Source organism: Rhodococcus opacus B4, from assembly GCF_000010805.1.
GTDB classification, from domain to species: domain Bacteria; phylum Actinomycetota; class Actinomycetes; order Mycobacteriales; family Mycobacteriaceae; genus Rhodococcus_F; species Rhodococcus_F opacus_C.
Genome location: NC_012522.1, coordinates 822655 through 839266, shown reverse-complemented (window position 1 = coordinate 839266; position 16612 = coordinate 822655). Strand labels below are relative to the sequence as shown.

General features: G+C 69.2%; 14 protein-coding genes. 9 read left to right on the top strand and 5 right to left on the bottom strand.

The window, feature by feature from the left end:
* Window positions 1–83: 83 nt before the first annotated feature.
* Window positions 84–836 carry a sensor domain-containing protein gene (locus ROP_RS03885; RefSeq protein WP_012688045.1) on the bottom strand — a complete coding sequence of 251 codons (753 nt, stop codon included), beginning with the start codon at window positions 834–836 and terminating at the stop codon, window positions 84–86.
* Window positions 836–1789, bottom strand: coding sequence for a hypothetical protein (locus ROP_RS03880; protein ID WP_012688044.1), 954 nt, complete (start codon window positions 1787–1789; stop codon window positions 836–838). Before ROP_RS03880 ends, ROP_RS03885 begins: the two co-directional genes overlap by 1 nt.
* Window positions 1790–1840: 51 nt before the next feature.
* On the opposite strand from ROP_RS03880, the gene lspA reads away from it, so the two are divergent.
* From lspA to dnaE, 5 genes are all read left to right on the top strand, one after another.
* Window positions 1841–2437 (top strand): signal peptidase II, encoded by a 597-nt coding sequence (gene lspA, locus ROP_RS03875; RefSeq protein WP_043824182.1) that lies wholly within the window; start codon window positions 1841–1843, stop codon window positions 2435–2437.
* Window positions 2434–3360 carry an RluA family pseudouridine synthase gene (locus tag ROP_RS03870; RefSeq protein ID WP_005260233.1) on the top strand — a complete coding sequence of 309 codons (927 nt, stop codon included), beginning with the start codon at window positions 2434–2436 and terminating at the stop codon, window positions 3358–3360. Before lspA ends, ROP_RS03870 begins: the two co-directional genes overlap by 4 nt.
* 1 nt (window position 3361) lies before the next feature.
* The gene (locus ROP_RS03865) at window positions 3362–4039 is read left to right on the top strand and encodes a hypothetical protein (protein ID WP_012688042.1); all 678 of its coding nucleotides are present in this window, start codon (window positions 3362–3364) and stop codon (window positions 4037–4039) included.
* Window positions 4036–4953 (top strand): EamA family transporter RarD, encoded by a 918-nt coding sequence (rarD, locus tag ROP_RS03860; RefSeq protein ID WP_012688041.1) that lies wholly within the window; start codon window positions 4036–4038, stop codon window positions 4951–4953. Before ROP_RS03865 ends, rarD begins: the two co-directional genes overlap by 4 nt.
* Before the next feature lie 98 nt (window positions 4954–5051).
* Window positions 5052–8588, top strand: coding sequence for a DNA polymerase III subunit alpha (dnaE, locus tag ROP_RS03855; protein WP_012688040.1), 3537 nt, complete (start codon window positions 5052–5054; stop codon window positions 8586–8588).
* 3 nt (window positions 8589–8591) lie between these two features.
* Here the strand turns inward: dnaE and ROP_RS03850 are convergent, their stop codons facing one another.
* Window positions 8592–8825, bottom strand: a complete 234-nt coding sequence (locus tag ROP_RS03850; RefSeq protein WP_012688039.1) for a hypothetical protein — start codon at window positions 8823–8825, stop codon at window positions 8592–8594.
* Window positions 8826–8995: 170 nt separating this feature from the next.
* Between ROP_RS03850 and ROP_RS03845 the strand changes: the two genes are divergently transcribed.
* The 3 genes from ROP_RS03845 to ilvA are packed head-to-tail and all read left to right on the top strand — an operon-like array spanning window position 8996 to window position 12654.
* Window positions 8996–9430 carry a nitroreductase family deazaflavin-dependent oxidoreductase gene (locus tag ROP_RS03845; protein ID WP_012688038.1) on the top strand — a complete coding sequence of 145 codons (435 nt, stop codon included), beginning with the start codon at window positions 8996–8998 and terminating at the stop codon, window positions 9428–9430.
* Between the two features lie 52 nt (window positions 9431–9482).
* Window positions 9483–11258, top strand: coding sequence for a pyruvate dehydrogenase (locus tag ROP_RS03840; RefSeq protein WP_012688037.1), 1776 nt, complete (start codon window positions 9483–9485; stop codon window positions 11256–11258).
* Between the two features lie 43 nt (window positions 11259–11301).
* Window positions 11302–12654, top strand: a complete 1353-nt coding sequence (ilvA, locus tag ROP_RS03835) for a threonine ammonia-lyase IlvA (protein ID WP_043824180.1) — start codon at window positions 11302–11304, stop codon at window positions 12652–12654.
* Window positions 12655–12658: 4 nt separating this feature from the next.
* Here ilvA and ROP_RS03830 read toward each other — a convergent pair whose 3' ends face one another.
* Window positions 12659–13183 (bottom strand): TetR/AcrR family transcriptional regulator, encoded by a 525-nt coding sequence (locus tag ROP_RS03830; protein ID WP_012688035.1) that lies wholly within the window; start codon window positions 13181–13183, stop codon window positions 12659–12661.
* A 125-nt stretch (window positions 13184–13308) separates the two neighbouring features.
* On the opposite strand from ROP_RS03830, the gene ROP_RS03825 reads away from it, so the two are divergent.
* Window positions 13309–14874, top strand: coding sequence for an MFS transporter (locus ROP_RS03825; RefSeq protein ID WP_012688034.1), 1566 nt, complete (start codon window positions 13309–13311; stop codon window positions 14872–14874).
* Here ROP_RS03825 and treZ read toward each other — a convergent pair.
* Window positions 14841–16574 carry a malto-oligosyltrehalose trehalohydrolase gene (treZ, locus tag ROP_RS03820; RefSeq protein WP_012688033.1) on the bottom strand — a complete coding sequence of 578 codons (1734 nt, stop codon included), beginning with the start codon at window positions 16572–16574 and terminating at the stop codon, window positions 14841–14843. The two genes, ROP_RS03825 and treZ, sit on opposite strands and share 34 nt — an antisense overlap.
* Window positions 16575–16612 lie beyond the last annotated feature (38 nt).

Below are 16612 nucleotides of genomic sequence, written 5' to 3'. Positions count from 1 at the left end.
GCGGTCCTGACGGATCGCGACGTTCTCGCACCGATGCCGGTGTCCCCTCGGGGACACCGGCATCGGTCGTCTGCGGGGTCGGTTCAGCCGGCGGGTGCGGGTGCGAACTTCGCCACGGCGGTGCTCGTCAGGTCGCCGAAGACGCCGGCGTCGATCGGGTCCTGACCCGTCGCGACCAGTTGGGTGACGGTGCTGCCCACGACGACCACCACCACGTCCGAGACGAGACTGACGCCCTCGCTCGTGGTGACGAGCCGGAACGCCGTCGACGCGTCGCCCGCGGGCTGCTGGTCGCGGCCGCCGATCAGGTACTGCACCTGCACCCCGTCGGCGTCCGTGCCGCTGTACCGGGTGCATCCCGCCAGCCGCTCCTGCACCGCGGCGAAGGCCTGGGACGCGTCCGTGCCGGTGGGGTAGCTCGCCGCGTCCTGGTCGATGGTCGCGAAGCCCGGGCCGGTGAACCAGCCGGACGCCGACGCCGCCGCTCCCGCGCGCTGGTCCGCGACCGGTGACAGCACCGCGCCGCACGCGGCGGGATCCGTGCTCGACTTGTCGGATTCCGCCGACTCCGATGCCGGCGGCAACCCCAGATCGTCCTCGGGATCGGGCACCGGGGTGAATCCGACGGGAAGGTCGCCGACGTCGAGGAGGGCCGCCTTCAGCGCGGCCCGATCGGTGAACGGTGTACCCGCCGCGTCCGGCGCGGCGGTCACCACCGGACCGAGCGGCTCCATCGAGGGGGCGTCGTCTGCGTCGCCGGACGCGTTCGACGAGCACGCCGACAGCGCGAGCACGGCCAGGAGGGAACAGGACGCGGCGGCGGGCCCGCGGCGCATCAGGAACCCCACCGGACCGAGTTCGACGTGGTCTGGTGCAGGCGGGTGGCGCCGTCGGGGTCGCTGTACTGCTGGTCACCGCCCACGGTCACGGTCCCGGACACCGGCAGCGGCAGGCCGAGGTCGACGGTCATGGTGCCCGAGCCCTGCATCACGTACTGGTCGACGTTCAGCGTGCCTGCCTCTCCGGGCAGTTCCCACACGGGGGACTTCGGCTTCTGGTCGATCGTGTAGTCGACGGTGAGGCGGTTGCCGTCCCGCGCGGTCAGAGTGGCCACCGTCGTCTGGTCGAGGGCGATGCCGCTCATCACCTGCTGGCGGATCGTCCACTGGGCGCCTACGCCGACCGGTTCCGCCGGAAACGGGACCGTGCGGTAGACGGCCTGGTAGAAGGCCTGCTCGATCGCGGAGCGGGCGATGTCCTGGGCATCGGCGTCCGGTCGCAGCCGCAGTGCGGTGATCGCACCCGTGGGATCGACGGTGAACCCGGCGCCGGAACCGGCACTCGCTTCGAGTGCGCTGCCGAGGCGGTCGTCGGGGCTGGTGACGTCGCCGAGCGTGAGGTCGACGGTGGTGCCGCCGTCCGCGTCCTCGGTCGCCCGGCCGACGGCGGCGGTGAGGGGGAGCGTCACCTCGGGGGAGGAGAAGTCCTGGGCGGGCTGGTCGTCGATCTGCTGGAACACCTGCGCGTCCGTGGTCAGCTGGACGTCCTGCGTGACCCCCGCCGGTGGTCTGCGCGAGATCACCTCCCGCGGTTCCTCGCCGGGCTGGATCAGTTCGACGGTGGTGGCGGAGATCGGGACGGTCACTTCGGCGGGAGTGGACGTGGACCCTGCGGGGGTCGACTCCGAGGAGTCGCCGTCACCTCCGCACCCGGCGGTCAGAGCGACCAGGGAGAGGGTTGCGGCGAGTAGGCAGAATCCGGGTCGCAGAGCTTTCGAGAACAGTGGCACGCCCCCAGGCTAGTGCGCGCGGGAGCGCGTGAACGGAGGCTTGCCTCCGTAGTGGATGATGAACGGGTGAGTCAAGACCCCACGGCAGAGAACGAGACCGACGCCGAAGACCGGAACGACGGTGACACATCCGGCGCCGTAGCCCCCCGGCCGGCGAAGCATCAGCGCAGGCTGCTGCTGTTCGCGATCGCGGGGGCGATCCTGGCGACCGACCTGCTGACGAAGATCCTCGCCGTCGCCAACATCGAGCCCGGACGCCCGGTCTGGCTGATCGGGGACGTCGTCTCGCTGCGGCTCGTGCGTAACCCGGGCGCGGCGTTCTCCATGGCCACCGGCATGACGTGGCTGCTGACCCTCGTCGCCGTGGGTGTGGTGATCGGCGTCGTCCGCATCGGCCGGACGCTGCGGTCGCCGTGGTGGGCGCTCGGTCTCGGGCTGGTGCTCGGGGGCGCCCTCGGCAATCTCGTCGACCGGTTCTTCCGGGCCCCCGGAGTGATGCAGGGGCACGTCGTCGATTTCGTCTCCGTCGGCTGGTGGCCGGTGTTCAACGTGGCGGACTCCGCGATCGTGTGCGGTGCGATCCTGCTCGTCGTGCTCACCCTGGTGGGACTGGAACCGGACGGAACACGCAAGGGGGTAGAGAAGTGAGGGAAACACGGTCGATGCCGGTCCCGGACGGGCTCGAAGCGATGCGGGTCGACGCAGGCCTCGCTCGACTGCTCGGTCTGTCGCGCACCGCGGTCGCGCAGCTCACCGAGGAAGGCTCGGTGCTCGTCGACGGCGCGCCCGTCGGCAAGTCCGACCGGCTGTCCGCGGGCACCTGGCTCGAGGTGGAACTGCCCGAACCGCCGCGGCCGCTGACCATCGAGGCGGAGCCCGTCGAGGGCATGGAGATCCTGTACGCCGACGACGACGTGGTCGCCGTCGACAAACCCGTCGGGGTCGCGGCCCACGCCAGCGTGGGGTGGACCGGTCCGACGGTGATCGGCGGCCTCGCCGCCGCCGGTTTCCGGATCTCGACGTCCGGCGCGCACGAGCGCCAGGGCATCGTGCACCGGCTGGACGTCGGCACGTCCGGAGTGATGGTGGTGGCCACGTCGGAGCGCGCCTACACACTGCTCAAGCGCGCGTTCAAGCAGCGGACCATCGACAAGCGGTACCACGCGCTGGTGCAGGGCCACCCGGATCCGAGCAGCGGAACCATCGACGCGCCGATCGGCAGGCACCGCAGCAACGACTGGAAGTTCGCCGTCACCGCGGACGGTAAACCCAGCATCACCCATTACGACACGGTCGAGGCGTTCCAGGCGGCGAGCCTGCTGGACATCCACCTGGAAACGGGCCGGACCCATCAGATCCGCGTCCACTTCGCCGCGCTGCGGCACCCGTGCTGCGGTGACCTCACGTACGGGGCCGATCCGCGGCTGGCGGAACGCCTCGGGCTGGAGCGTCAGTGGCTGCACGCCCGGTCGCTCGGTTTCGCGCATCCCGCGGACGGGCGGTGGGTCGAGATCACGTCCAAGTACCCGAAGGATCTCGAGGACGCTCTCGGGGTTCTGCGGGCGAGCTGAGGTGCGGCTCCCGCGCCCCAGCGGTCCCGCGGTGCCGGCGGTGCTCACCGCCGTCGTCCTGATCGCGGTGACGGTCGTGCTCGGGGCACTGAACCCCGTTCGGCGCGCGCCCGTGTCGACGGACACGCTGGGCCCGGACAGCGGGGAAGTGGTGGCCGACTACCTCGCCCGGGCGGACCGGTCGCTCGACGGCGCGGACGGTCGCGACGCGCACTGGGCGCTGGTCTCGTTCACGCGTCCGGTGACCACCGAGGCCGTCCGGGACGCCGCGTCCGGCACCCGGGTGTCGCAGGTGCTCTTCCGCGTGTCCCTCGACCGGGTGCAGACCCCTCTCGTGCCCGTGTCGGTCGCGGCGGGCGACGCGGCCCTCGCCCGGGCGAGCGTCCTGGCCGCCGGCCGCGCCCAGGCGATGACGGGCGAAACGGAGCGCCAGGCGCAGATTGCGGCCGCCACGTCGGCGGAACTCGCCCGGAACTGCGCGTGCGTGATCGGCGTCGTCGTCCGCGGAGATCACGACGCCCTGGTCGCGCTGCGGTCTGCACCGGATGTCCGGGCGGTCGAGGCGCTCGGCGCCGACGCCGTGGCCGGACGGTTCGCGGTGCGCCCGCTGCTGCCTGAGCAGACCCTGACCGTCGCGCCCGGCCCCGACGACGGGGTCGTCCCGGGGAGCGGTTCGTGAAGGCGCGGCAGGCGGAGACCGTGGGCGCCGCCTGCGGAGTCGGCGCTTACGTGCTGTGGGGCGCGTTCCCGGCGTTCTTCGGTCTGCTCGGTCCGGCCGGATCGGTGGAGATCCTCGCGCATCGGGTGGTGTGGACGCTCGGGCTCATGTTCGTCGTGCTCGCGGTCTCGGGCCGGCTCCGCTCGCTGCGCGGGCTGAGCGCGCGGACGTGGTTGCTGGTCGCGGCCGCCTCGACGGCCATCGCCGTGAACTGGGGAACCTACATCTACGGGGTCACCTCGGACCGGGTGGTCGAGACGGCGCTCGGGTATTTCATCAACCCGCTGGTGAGCGTGCTCCTGGGCGTCGTGATCTTCCGGGAGCGGCTCGTCCCCGCGCAGATCGTGGCGCTCGCCCTCGCGGCGGTCGCGGTGATCGTGATCACCGTCGACTACGGGCATCCGCCGTACATCGCGCTCACTCTGGCCGCCTCGTTCGCGCTGTACGGGCTGTGCAAGAAGGTGATGCCGCTCGACCCGCGGACGAGCCTCACCGCCGAGGGCATCGTGGCCGCACCCGTCGCGGTCGGCTACCTCGTATTCCTCGCCGTCACCGGAGCAGGCACGTTCCTGGGGTTCGGACTCGGGCACACCCTGCTGCTGATGGCCGCAGGCCCGGTGACCGCACTGCCGCTGCTGCTGTTCGGCGCGGCGGCGCAACGGGTGCCGCTGCGCACACTCGGCATGCTGCAGTACCTGACACCGGCGCTGCAGATGGCGTGGGGCGTCGCCGTTCTCCACGAGGACATGCCCGCGTCGCGGTGGATCGGCTTCGCCCTGATCTGGGTGGCGCTCGCGATCTTCAGTACCGATGCGCTGGTACGGGTCCGGCGCGAGCGCCGCAATCCCGACCCGTCCCAGGCGCCCGTCCCGTAACTCGCGTCACGACTTCGCCGACACCCGCCGTCGGCGACCGGAGCTGTCGGTCCGAGGGCCTACACTCGTGAGGCTCCCAGACCTTCAGAGAGGCGCACGTGGCTGACTCGTTCGTACATCTGCACAATCACACCGAGTACTCGATGCTCGACGGTGCGGCCAAGGTCGGCCCCCTGTTCGAAGAGGCCGAGCGGCTGGAGATGTCGGCGGTGGGCATGACCGACCACGGCAACATGTACGGCGCCAGCGAGTTCTACAACGTGGCGAAGAAGCAGGGCATCAAGCCGATCATCGGCATCGAGGCGTACGTCGCGCCCGAGTCCCGCTTCAACACCAAGCGTGTGCTGTGGGGCGACCGCAGCCAGAAGTCCGACGACGTCTCCGGTAGCGGTGCGTACACCCACATGACGATGGTGGCGGAGAACGCGACCGGTCTGCGGAACCTGTTCAAGCTGTCCTCGCTCGCGTCGATCGAGGGTCAGCTCGGCAAGTGGGCGCGCATGGACGAAGAACTCATCGCCACCCACCACGAGGGCATCATCGCGACCACGGGCTGCCCGTCCGGCGAGATCCAGACCCGGCTCCGACTCGGCCACGACCGCGAGGCGCTCGAGGCGGCCGCCAAGTGGCAGGAGATCTGGGGCAAGGACAACTTCTTCCTCGAGCTGATGGACCACGGCCTGTCGATCGAGCGACGCGTGCGGGAGGGCCTCCTCGAGATCAGCAAGACGCTCGGAATCCCGCCGCTCGCCACCAACGACTGCCACTACGTCACGAAGGACGCCGCCGAGAACCACGAGGCGCTCCTCTGCATCCAGACCGGCAAGACGCTGTCCGACCCCACCCGGTTCAAGTTCGACGGTGACGGCTACTTCCTCAAGTCCGCCGCGGAGATGCGGGCCCTGTGGGACGACCAGGTCCCCGGAGCGTGCGACAACACCCTCCTCATCGCCGAGCGCGTCCAGTCGTACGACGACGTGTGGGCGCACCACGACCGGATGCCGATCTTCCCGGTCCCCGAGGGCGAAACCCAGGGCACCTGGTTGCGCAAGGAGGTCATGCGCGGGCTGGACCGCCGGTTCCCGAGCGGACCGCCCGAGGAGTACCTGGCCCGCGCCGACTACGAGATCGGCGTCATCCTCGAAATGGGTTTCCCCGCCTACTTCCTCGTCGTCGGTGACCTCATCAACCATGCGCGTGAGGTCGGCATCCGGGTCGGCCCCGGCCGAGGCTCGGCCGCCGGTTCGCTCGTCGCCTACGCGATGGGCATCACCAACATCGACCCCATTCCGCACGGCCTGCTGTTCGAGCGGTTCCTGAACCCCGAGCGCGTGTCCATGCCCGATATCGATATCGACTTCGACGACCGCCGTCGCGGCGAGATGGTGCGCTACGCGACGGACAAGTGGGGCAGCGACCGCGTCGCGCAGGTCATCACGTTCGGCACCATCAAGACGAAGGCGGCCATCAAGGACTCCGCCCGAGTCCAGTTCGGTCAGCCCGGTTTCGCGATCGCCGACCAGATCACCAAGGCGCTGCCGCCGCCGATCATGGCCAAGGACATCTCGGTGTCCGGTATCACGGACCCGAACCACGAGCGCTACAAGGAAGCGGTGGAGGTTCGCGCCCTCATCGACTCCAACCCGGACGTCGCGAAGATCTACCAGACGGCCAAGGGGCTCGAGGGCCTGATCCGCAACGCCGGCGTCCACGCCTGCGCGGTGATCATGTCGTCCGAACCGCTGATGGACGCGATTCCCGTGTGGAAGCGGGCCCAGGACGGCGCCATCATCACCGGCTGGGACTACCCGTCGTGCGAGGCCATCGGCCTGCTGAAGATGGACTTCCTCGGACTGCGGAACCTCACCGTCATCGGTGACGCCATCGACAACATCAAGGCGAACCGGGGAATCGAACTCGATCTCGACACCCTCGAGCTCGACGACACGGCCACGTACGAACTCCTTTCGCGCGGCGACACTCTCGGCGTGTTCCAGCTCGACGGCAGCGCGATGCGCGACCTGCTGCGCCGCATGCAGCCCACCGGCTTCGAGGACATCGTCGCGGTGCTCGCGCTGTACCGGCCCGGTCCGATGGGCATGAACGCGCACAACGACTACGCCGACCGCAAGAACGGGCGGCAAGAGGTCAAACCCATCCACCCGGAACTCGAGGAGCCCCTGAAGGAGATCCTGGCCGACACGTACGGCCTGATCGTCTATCAGGAGCAGATCATGCAGATCGCGCAGAAGGTGGCCGGGTACTCGCTCGGACAGGCCGACATCCTCCGCCGCGCCATGGGTAAGAAGAAGCTCTCGGTGCTGGAGGAGGCGTACGCCGGTTTCCGCGAGGGCATGCTCGCCAACGAATTCTCCGAGCCCGCCATCAAGGCGTTGTGGGACACCATCCTCCCGTTCGCCGGATACGCGTTCAACAAGTCGCACGCCGCCGGATACGGCCTGGTGTCGTTCTGGACCGGGTATCTCAAGGCCAACTATCCGGCCGAGTACATGGCCGGTCTGCTCACCTCGGTCGGTGACGACAAGGACAAGGCGGCCGTCTACCTCGCGGACTGCCGCAAGATGGGCATCACGGTGCTGCCGCCGGACGTCAACGAATCGGAGGTCAACTTCGCCTCCGTCGGCGAGGACATCCGGTTCGGCATGGGCGCCGTCCGCAACGTCGGTGCCAACGTGGTCGGCTCGATCATCAAGGCGCGCAAGGAGAAGTCCAAGTTCGTCGACTTCTCCGACTACCTCAACAAGATCGATGCCGCCGCCTGCTCCAAGAAGGTCACCGAATCGCTGATCAAGGCAGGCGGATTCGACTCACTGGGCCACCCGCGCAAGGGGCTCATGCTCGTCCACGCCGACGCCATCGACGCGGTGATGGGCACCAAGAAGGCGGAGGCGATCGGTCAGTTCGACCTGTTCGGCGGCGACGACGCCGACGAGTCGATCGCCTCGGTGTTCAACGTGAAGATCCCCGAGGAGGAGTGGGACTCCAAGCACCGGTTGGCGCTGGAACGGGAGATGCTGGGGCTGTACGTGTCCGGGCACCCGCTCAACGGGGTCGAGCACGTGCTGTCGGCGCAGTCCGACACCGCGATCCCGACGATCCTCGAAGGCGACATCAAGGACGGCACCCAGGTCACCGTCGGCGGCATCCTCGCGTCGGTGAACCGGCGGATCAACAAGAACGGCCTCACCTGGGCGTCCGCTCAGCTCGAGGACCTGACCGGTGGTATCGAGGTGCTGTTCTTCCCGCAGGCCTACTCGGTGTACGGGATGGACGTCACCGAAGACTCCGTGGTGCTCGTCAAGGCGCGCGTGTCGATCCGCGACGACCGGATCTCGCTGATCGCGAACGACCTTGCGGTGCCGGACCTCTCGGCGGTGGGGGTCGCGAAGCCGCTGGCGGTCAGTCTGCCGCTGCGTCAGTGCACCAAGGACAAGCTCGGCGCGCTGCGCCAGGTGCTCACCCGCCATCCGGGCACCTCGGACGTGCACGTGCGGTTGATCGGCGGCACCGAGGTCACGTTGTGGAAGGTGGACGACGTGCTCCGGGTGGAACCGTCGTCGGCGTTGATGGGCGACCTCAAGGCGCTGCTCGGCCCGAGTTGCCTGTCCGTGTGACGGTCAGGGGCGCGGTTGGAAGAGCCGCCGCGCCCACCACACCACGACGGCGGCCGCGGCGGCGGTGAGAACGGCCGCCTGCAGCGTCTGGGTGACGACGAGGATCGTGACGAAGACCAGCAGGGCGACTGCCAGGGCCTCCAGCTTGTACAGGGGCCACTCGGTGCCGGCGAGATCGACGGTCCGGGCGGGGCTGCGGTGCACATCGCGGCGCATCCCAGCGTCGTGTGTCGTCATCGCAGGTCACCTCGCTGGAGCAGGTCGGGGACGCGGACGTCCCCGCGTGCGATCAGGGTACTCGGAACCCGGAGTTCGGCGCAACGAACAAACGGATGTGGTTTCTCGCATGTCCGCTCGTTCGCCGGAATCGGTGGCGCGTCCTCGCGGATCAGGTGTTGACTGGACGCATGCCACTCACAGGTGAATACGAGCCCAGTCCGTCCAAATGGGCAGCAGATCAGGCCGAATTGATGGAATCCACCGACGGGGCCGAGGGCACGACGCTGGGCGGCAGGCCCGTCGTCCTGCTGACCACGCGCGGCGCGAAATCCGGCAAACTCCGCAAGACGCCGTTGATGCGCGTCGAACACGACGGGACGTACGCGATCGTCGCTTCGCTCGGCGGCGCCCCCAAGAACCCGGTCTGGTACTACAACGTGAAGGCCGAACCGCACGTCGAACTCCGCGACGGCTCGACCACACAGGACATGGTGGCCCGTGAGGTCACGGGCGACGAGAAGGCCACGTGGTGGGACCGCGCCGTCGCCGCATTCCCGGACTACGCCGAGTACCAGAAGAAGACCGATCGGGAGATCCCGGTGTTCGTGCTCGAATCCGCCTGACCGCCGCACCGCCGCTGTCGTTCGCCGCTCGACCGTCCCGACCGGAGGCCCGATGAGAGCGAAAACCGTTGCCGATCAGCTTGTACGTCAACTCCAGGATGCCGGCGTCCGGCGGATCTACGGAATCGTGGGCGACAGCCTCAATCCCGTCGTCGACGCGGTCCGGCGGTCGGGCGGAGCGGAGAACGGCGGCATCGACTGGATCCACGTCCGGCACGAGGAGGCCGCCGCCTTCGCCGCCGCCGCGGAGGCGCAGGTCACCGGAAAGCTGGCGGTCTGCGCCGGCTCGTGTGGCCCCGGCAATCTGCACCTGATCAACGGTCTCTACGACGCGGACCGTTCGGGTGCGCCGGTGCTTGCGATCGCGGCGCAGATTCCGAGCGAGCAGATCGGTCTGGGCTACTTCCAGGAGACCCACCCGGACCGGCTGTTCGTCGAGTGCTCCCGGTACGCGGAGCTGATCGGCACTCCCGCCCAGGCCCCGCGCGTCATGGCGTCGGCCATCGCGCACGCGACCGCGCTGTCCGGTGTCGCGGTGATCACCCTGCCGGGCGACATCGCGGACCGCCCCGCCGAGGGGCGGGCGCCGTCGGTGCCGCGCACCGGTGCGCCGGCGATCGTGCCCGACCAGTCCGACGTGCAGGCGCTCGCGGACGCCGTGAACGCGGCGGGGAAGGTTGCGATCTTCGCCGGTGAAGGGGTGCGCGAGGCACGCGAGGAGTTGCTGGGTCTGGCCGACACGATCGGCGCGCCGATCGGTCACACCCTCCGCGGCAAGGAATGGATCCAGTACGACAACCCGTTCGACGTCGGGATGACGGGACTGCTGGGGTACGGGGCGGCGCACGACGGGATGCACGGCGCCGACCTCCTGCTGCTCGTCGGAACGGACTTCCCGTACAACCAGTTCCTGCCCGACGGTGTCCGCACCGCGCAGATCGATTGGGCTGCACAGCGAATCGGCCGGCGAACGAACGTCGACCTGGCCGTGCACGGAGACGTGGCGAGCACGTTGCGTGCGCTCGCCCCGCTGGTCCGCCGGAAGGACGACCGCCGATTCCTGGGCGACATGCTCGAGAAGCACCGGACGTTGATGAACAAGGTGGTCGGCGCGTACACCAAACCGGCCGGGCAGCGCGTCCCGATCCATCCCGAATACGCGGCGTCGATACTCGACGACGTCGCCGCCGAGGACGCGATCTTCACCACGGACACGGGAATGTCGAACGTGTGGACCGCGCGCTACCTGACGCCGAACGGCGCACGACGGTTCCTGTCCTCGGCCCTGCACGGATCGATGGCGAACGCCCTGCCCCACGCGATCGGCGCCCAGGTGTGCGCGCCCGGCAGGCAGGTGGTGTCCGTGTCGGGCGACGGCGGGCTGTCGATGCTGCTCGGGGAACTGGTGACGGTCGCGATGTACCGGCTCCCGATCAAGATCGTGGTGTTCGACAATTCCACGCTCGGCATGGTCAAGCTGGAGATGCTGGTGGACGGGCTGCCGGATTTCGGGGTCGACGTCGCGCCCGTCGACTATTCGGCGGTGGCGTCCGCGCTGGGCATCTTCGCCCGCCGGATCGAGGATCCGGCCGACATCGAATCGGGTCTGCGGCAGGCGTTCGATCACGACGGACCGGCGCTCGTCGATCTCGTCACCGACCCGCTGGCGTTGTCGCTGCCACCGACCATCACGGGTGGGCAGCTCACCGGTTTCGCGTTGGCGTTGTCGAAGATGGTGATGAACGGGGGCGTCGGTGAGGCCGTGAAAATGGCGAAGTCGAACGTCCGGAACGTGCCGCGACCGTCCCAGTTCGATCCGCGCGGCTGAACCCGGCTGGTATCCCATGGCTCGAGAGTGGGAACATATCCGGGTGTCCACATCGCCCGATACCGCAGCCCAGAACCTCACCTCGCCCCTGACAGTGGGCGACATCGACGCGGCCATCGAGCGAATTTCCCACGTGATCGACGCGACTCCACTGCAGTGGAGCGAACGCCTGTCCGCGTTGACCGGCGCGAACGTCTACCTCAAGCGAGAAGACCTGCAGGTCGTCCGCTCCTACAAACTCCGCGGCGCCTACAACCTCATGGCCCAGCTCGACGCGGACGAGCGTGCCGCCGGCGTCGTGACGGCCAGCGCCGGTAACCATGCGCAGGGCGTCGCGTTCGCCTGCCGGACAATGGAAATCACCGGCCGCATCTACGTCCCGTCGAACACCCCCAAGCAGAAGCGTGATCGCATCCGTGCGCACGGCGGCGAGTTCGTCGAGCTGATCCTGACGGGGGAGACGTACGACGCCGCCGCCGCTGCCGCCGCCGCCGACGTGCGGCGGACGGGCGCGACGATGGTGGCACCGTTCGACGACGCGCGGACCGCGGCCGGTCAGGGCACCATCGCCGCCGAGATCCTCGCCCAGCTGGGCGTGGCCCCCGATTCCGTCCTGGTCCCGGTCGGCGGCGGCGGGTGCATCGCCGGGATCGCGACCTATCTGCACGCGCACGCACCGCGCGCGGCCATCGTCGGCGTGGAGCCGACAGGGGCGGCGTCGATGACGGCGGCCCTGGTGGCCGGTGGTCCCGTGACGTTGACGGAGATCGACCCGTTCGTCGACGGCGCGTCGGTGAAGCGGGTCGGCGACCTGCCGTACGCCGTGGTCTCCGCCCTGGGCGCCGAGGTGGTGACGCACACGTCGCTGGGCCAGGCCGATCGGTCGTCCACGATCCGGCTCGATCCGGAGACGTTCGTGATGACCAACCTCGACGAGGGTGCGCTGTGCACCGCGATGCTCGAGCTGTACCAGAACGAGGGCATCATCGCCGAGCCGGCGGGCGCGCTGTCGGTGGCGGCGCTCGCGAACATCACGTTCGAGCCGGGGTCCACGGTGGTGTGCCTGATCTCGGGCGGTAACAACGACGTCTCGCGGTACGGGGAGATCCTGGAACGCTCGCTGGTGAATCTCGGTCTCAAGCACTACTTCCTCGTGGACTTCCCGCAGGAGCCGGGCGCGCTGCGCCGATTCCTGGACGAGGTGCTCGGCCCCGAGGACGACATCACCCTGTTCGAGTACGTGAAGCGGAACAACCGGGAGACCGGCGCCGCCCTGGTGGGTATCGAACTCGGCAAGGCGGAGGGGCTCGGCGAGCTGCTCGAGCGGATGGAGCAGTCCCGGATGCAGGTGGAACGCCTGGAGCCGGGAAGCCCTGCGTACCGCTACCTCACCTGAGCCGCTACTTCTGCAGCAGCCGCGCGACGACCTTCTTGTACAGCTCGGGCTCGGGCATGGGAAGCCTGAGCAGCGCGGCCAGGTAGATGCCGTCGCCGACGAGGCGCACGATCTCGGCCTGCACGGGGTCGTCGATCTCGTCCTGCAGGCCCTCGTCCCAGCTGCGCATGACGTCGGTGACGGCCTTCTGGATCTCGTCGTGCTGACCGTCGACGCTTCGTAGAGCGGCGATGGTCGAACGGTAGAGGGCGAGTTCCTCCGCGGTGCTCGCGTCGGGGACCTGCAGATACCACTCGGACATCGGGGTGCCCCCGGACACGGCGTCGGCGAGTTGGGCGTCGGCCCGCTCGCCGAGCCGGCGCACCATGGCGGCGAGGAGCGCTTCCTTGCTGGGGAAGTGATAGAGCAGTCCGCCTTTGGACACCCCGGCCTCCGCCGCGACGGCTTCGAGGGTCACCTGGGCTATCCCCACGTCGAGCAGCAGCTTCTCGAGGGCGTCGAGTATTCGATCGCGCGTACCGGCAGCCATGGAGAGGGACTGTACCCGGGAAATAACTTTACCGTCCGGACGGTTCACGGTAATGTAACGAAACTGTACCGGCCGGACGGTTCATCACGGTGCCGGCCCCGAATCGGAAAGTCGCAGGAAGATAAATGTCTGTCTCCACGGATCGCGGGATCAACGACGCCTACGGCGCGCCAGGTCATTCCTCCGCATCACGCCGAGACTGGCTCGGATTGGTCGTCCTGGCCTTCGCCGTCCTCCTGATCGCCGTCGACGGCACGGTGCTCGACCTCGCACTGCCGTTCATCAGCGCCGACCTCGAGCCCAGCAGCACGCAACTGCTGTGGATCATCGACGTCTACTCCTTCGTCCTCGCCGGACTGCTCATCACCATGGGCACGCTCGGCGACCGGATCGGGCGGCGCCGGCTACTGCTGATCGGCGCCGCCGGATTCGGTATCGCCTCGCTCATCGCGGCGTGGGCGCCGACACCCGAGATGCTCATCGCGGCCCGTGTGCTGCAGGGAATCTCGGGTGCCACGCTGATGCCCGCGACCCTCGGCCTGATCCGCACGATCTTCGTCGACCCGCGCCAGCGGACCCTCGCCATCGGTGTGTGGGGCGCGATGGCCGGTGGCGGCACCGCGGCGGGCCCGCTGATCGGCGGCTGGCTGCTCGAGCACTTCTGGTGGGGCTCGGTGTTCCTGATCAACATCCCGGTGATGCTGGTGCTGATCGCCGTGGGACCACTCGTGATCCCCGAGTCGAAGGACCCTGCGCCGGGACGGTTCGACCTGCTCAGTGCGGCGCTGTCGATGACCACGATGCTGCCGCTGGTGTACGCGGTCAAGGAGACCGTGGTGCACGGCGTCGACCCGGTGCTCCTCGTCGTCGGTCTCGTCGGCGTCGTGTCGGGTGTGGTGTTCGTGCGCAGGCAGAAGTCGATGCAGGACCCGATGATCGACATCGGCCTGTTCGCGAAGCCGGCGTTCTCGACCGCCGTCCTCACCAACCTGCTGTCCATCTTCGCGCTCGCCGGTGTGCTGTTCTTCGGGTCGCAGTACCTGCAGTTGGTGCTCGGCAACACCGCGTTCGAATCGGGTGTGCTGATGCTGCCCGGCATGCTGATGAGCGCGGTCACCGCGCTCGCGGCGGCCTGGATGGTGCGCCGGTGGGCCACGTCGCACGTGCTCGGCGGCGGCCTCGCCGTCGCGGGTGTGGGTGCGGCACTGATGCTCACGCTCGGCGTGGACGGCGCCCCGACGATGTTCGTGGTCGGCTTCGGTCTCGCCGGAGCCGGCGTCGGTATCGCGCTGACGCTGACGTCCGACCTCGTGGTGAGCGCCGTCGAACCCGAACGGGCCGGCGCCGCCTCCGCGGTGTCCGAGACCGCCTACGAACTCGGCATCGCGCTCGGCGTCGCCGTGCTCGGCAGCGTCGTCATGGCGATCTTCCGGAACGGCCTGGACACGTCGATGCTGCCACCGGAACAGGTCGAGCCCGCCCAGGGCACGCTCGGTGCCGCGGTCGCGGAGGCCCAGCAACTCCCCGAGGCGGCGCGGGCGGTCTTCCTCGAATCCGCGCAGTCGGCGTTCGTCGACGGCATGCACGTCGCCGCGGGCGCGACCGCCGTGATCCTGTTCGCGACCGCGATCCTCGTGCTGCGGATGCTGCGCGACCGTCAGGGCGAGCTGTCGAGCACCACGAACGAATGACCCGGTAGCTCCGTCGCCGAGGCGGTCCGGTCCTGCGTCGGCGGCTCCCACCACAGCACGGGGGAGCCGCCGACCGGGACGGTCACCGGTTCGGCACCCAGGTTGCAGGCGAGACGAAGTGCGCCGCGGTGCACCACGATCCACTGCTCTTCCTCGTCGTAGTCGACGGACAGATTCGCGAGCCACGGGTCCGTCAGCTCGGCGCGCTCCCGGCGAAGCCGCAGCAGCGAGCGGTAGCAGTCCAGCAGCCGGGCATGCGGTTCGCGGGCCAGTTCGTCCCAGTCGAGCTTGGACCGCTCGAACGTCTCCGGGTCCTGTGGGTCGGGAACGTCGTCCGTGCTCCAGCCGTGCTCCGCGAACTCGGCCTTGCGCCCCTCCGCCGTGGCCTTCGCGAGTTCCGGCTCCGGGTGCGAGGTGAAGAACTGGAACGGGGTGCTCGCGCCCCACTCCTCGCCCATGAACAGCATCGGCGTGAACGGCGAGCAGAGCACGAGCGCCGCCTTCACGGCGAGCTGCCCGTCGTCGAGATACGTGCCGGGGCGGTCGCCGGTCGCCCGGTTGCCGATCTGATCGTGGGTGCACGTGTACGTGACCAGGGAACTGGCCGGGATCCGCCGGGTGTCCAGCGGTCTGCCGTGGGTGCGACCCCGGAACGTCGAGAACGTGCCCGCGTGGAACCACCCCTGGCGCAATGTGTCCGCGAGGCAGGCCATCGAACCGAAATCTCCGTAATAGCCCTGCCTCTCGCCCGAGACCGCCGCGTGGATGGCGTGATGCACGTCGTCGTCCCACTGGGCGTCGAGGCCGTAGCCGCCCGCCGACCGCGACGTGATCAGCCGCGGATCGTTGAGGTCGCTCTCGGCGATGAGCGTCAGCGGCCGCCTCAGGTGCGCGGACAGCCGGCGGGTCTCGATGGCCAGATCCTCGAGAAGGTGGGTGGCGGTGTGGTCGACGAGCGCGTGGACGGCGTCGAGGCGCAGCGCGTCGATGTGGAACTCGCGGAACCACCGCAGCGCGTTGCCGATGATGTAGCGGCGCACCTCGCCGCTGTCCGGTCCGTCGAGGTTGATGCTGCGGCCCCAGGTGTTGGCGCCCTGCGCCAGGTACGGGCCGTATCGGTCGAGGTAGTTCCCCGAGGGTCCGAGGTGGTTGTAGACGGCGTCGAGGACCACGCCGAGACCGCGGGCGTGGCACGCGTCGACGAGGGCCTGCAGCCCGTCCGGTCCGCCGTAGCCCTCGTGCACCGTGTACCAGAGAACGCCGTCATACCCCCAGTTGTGGGTTCCGTTGAACCCGTTGACGGGCATCAGTTCCACGAAATCGACGCCGAGTTCGACGAGATGGTCGAGCCTGCCGACCGCAGCGGCGAACGTGCCCTCCGGGGTGAACGTGCCGACGTGCAATTCGTAGACGACGGAACCGGCGAGCTGCCGCCCGGTCCACTGCGAGTCGGTCCAGAGGCTCTCGTCGAGGGTGTGGAGCTGGGACGCGCCGTGCACTCCGTCGGGCTGGCGCGGCGACCGGGGGTCGGGGAGCGGGGTGTCGCTGTCGTCGAGGAGGAACGCGTACCGGGAGTCCTGAGAGGCCGGGGCGTCGGCCCGCCACCAGCCGTCCGGTGACGGGGTCATGTCGTGTCGGCGGCCGTCGACCTCCACGGAAACCGACGTCGGGATCGGGGCCCATACCTCGAATGTGTGCACCCGATCAGCATGCCTGGACCGGGCGGGCCGCGCAGGAC

What these genes read in the sequence shown, in the direction of transcription:
- ROP_RS03885 (WP_012688045.1), bottom strand. Translation starts at nt 836, where the DNA reads ATGCGCCGCGGGCCCGCCGCCGCGTCCTGTTCCCTCCTGGCCGTGCTC.
- ROP_RS03850 (WP_012688039.1), bottom strand. Translation starts at nt 8,825, where the DNA reads ATGACGACACACGACGCTGGGATGCGCCGCGATGTGCACCGCAGCCCC.
- ROP_RS03845 (WP_012688038.1), top strand. Translation starts at nt 8,996, where the DNA reads ATGCCACTCACAGGTGAATACGAGCCCAGTCCGTCCAAATGGGCAGCA.
- ROP_RS03840 (WP_012688037.1), top strand. Translation starts at nt 9,483, where the DNA reads ATGAGAGCGAAAACCGTTGCCGATCAGCTTGTACGTCAACTCCAGGAT.
- ROP_RS03830 (WP_012688035.1), bottom strand. Translation starts at nt 13,183, where the DNA reads ATGGCTGCCGGTACGCGCGATCGAATACTCGACGCCCTCGAGAAGCTG.
- ROP_RS03825 (WP_012688034.1), top strand. Translation starts at nt 13,309, where the DNA reads ATGTCTGTCTCCACGGATCGCGGGATCAACGACGCCTACGGCGCGCCA.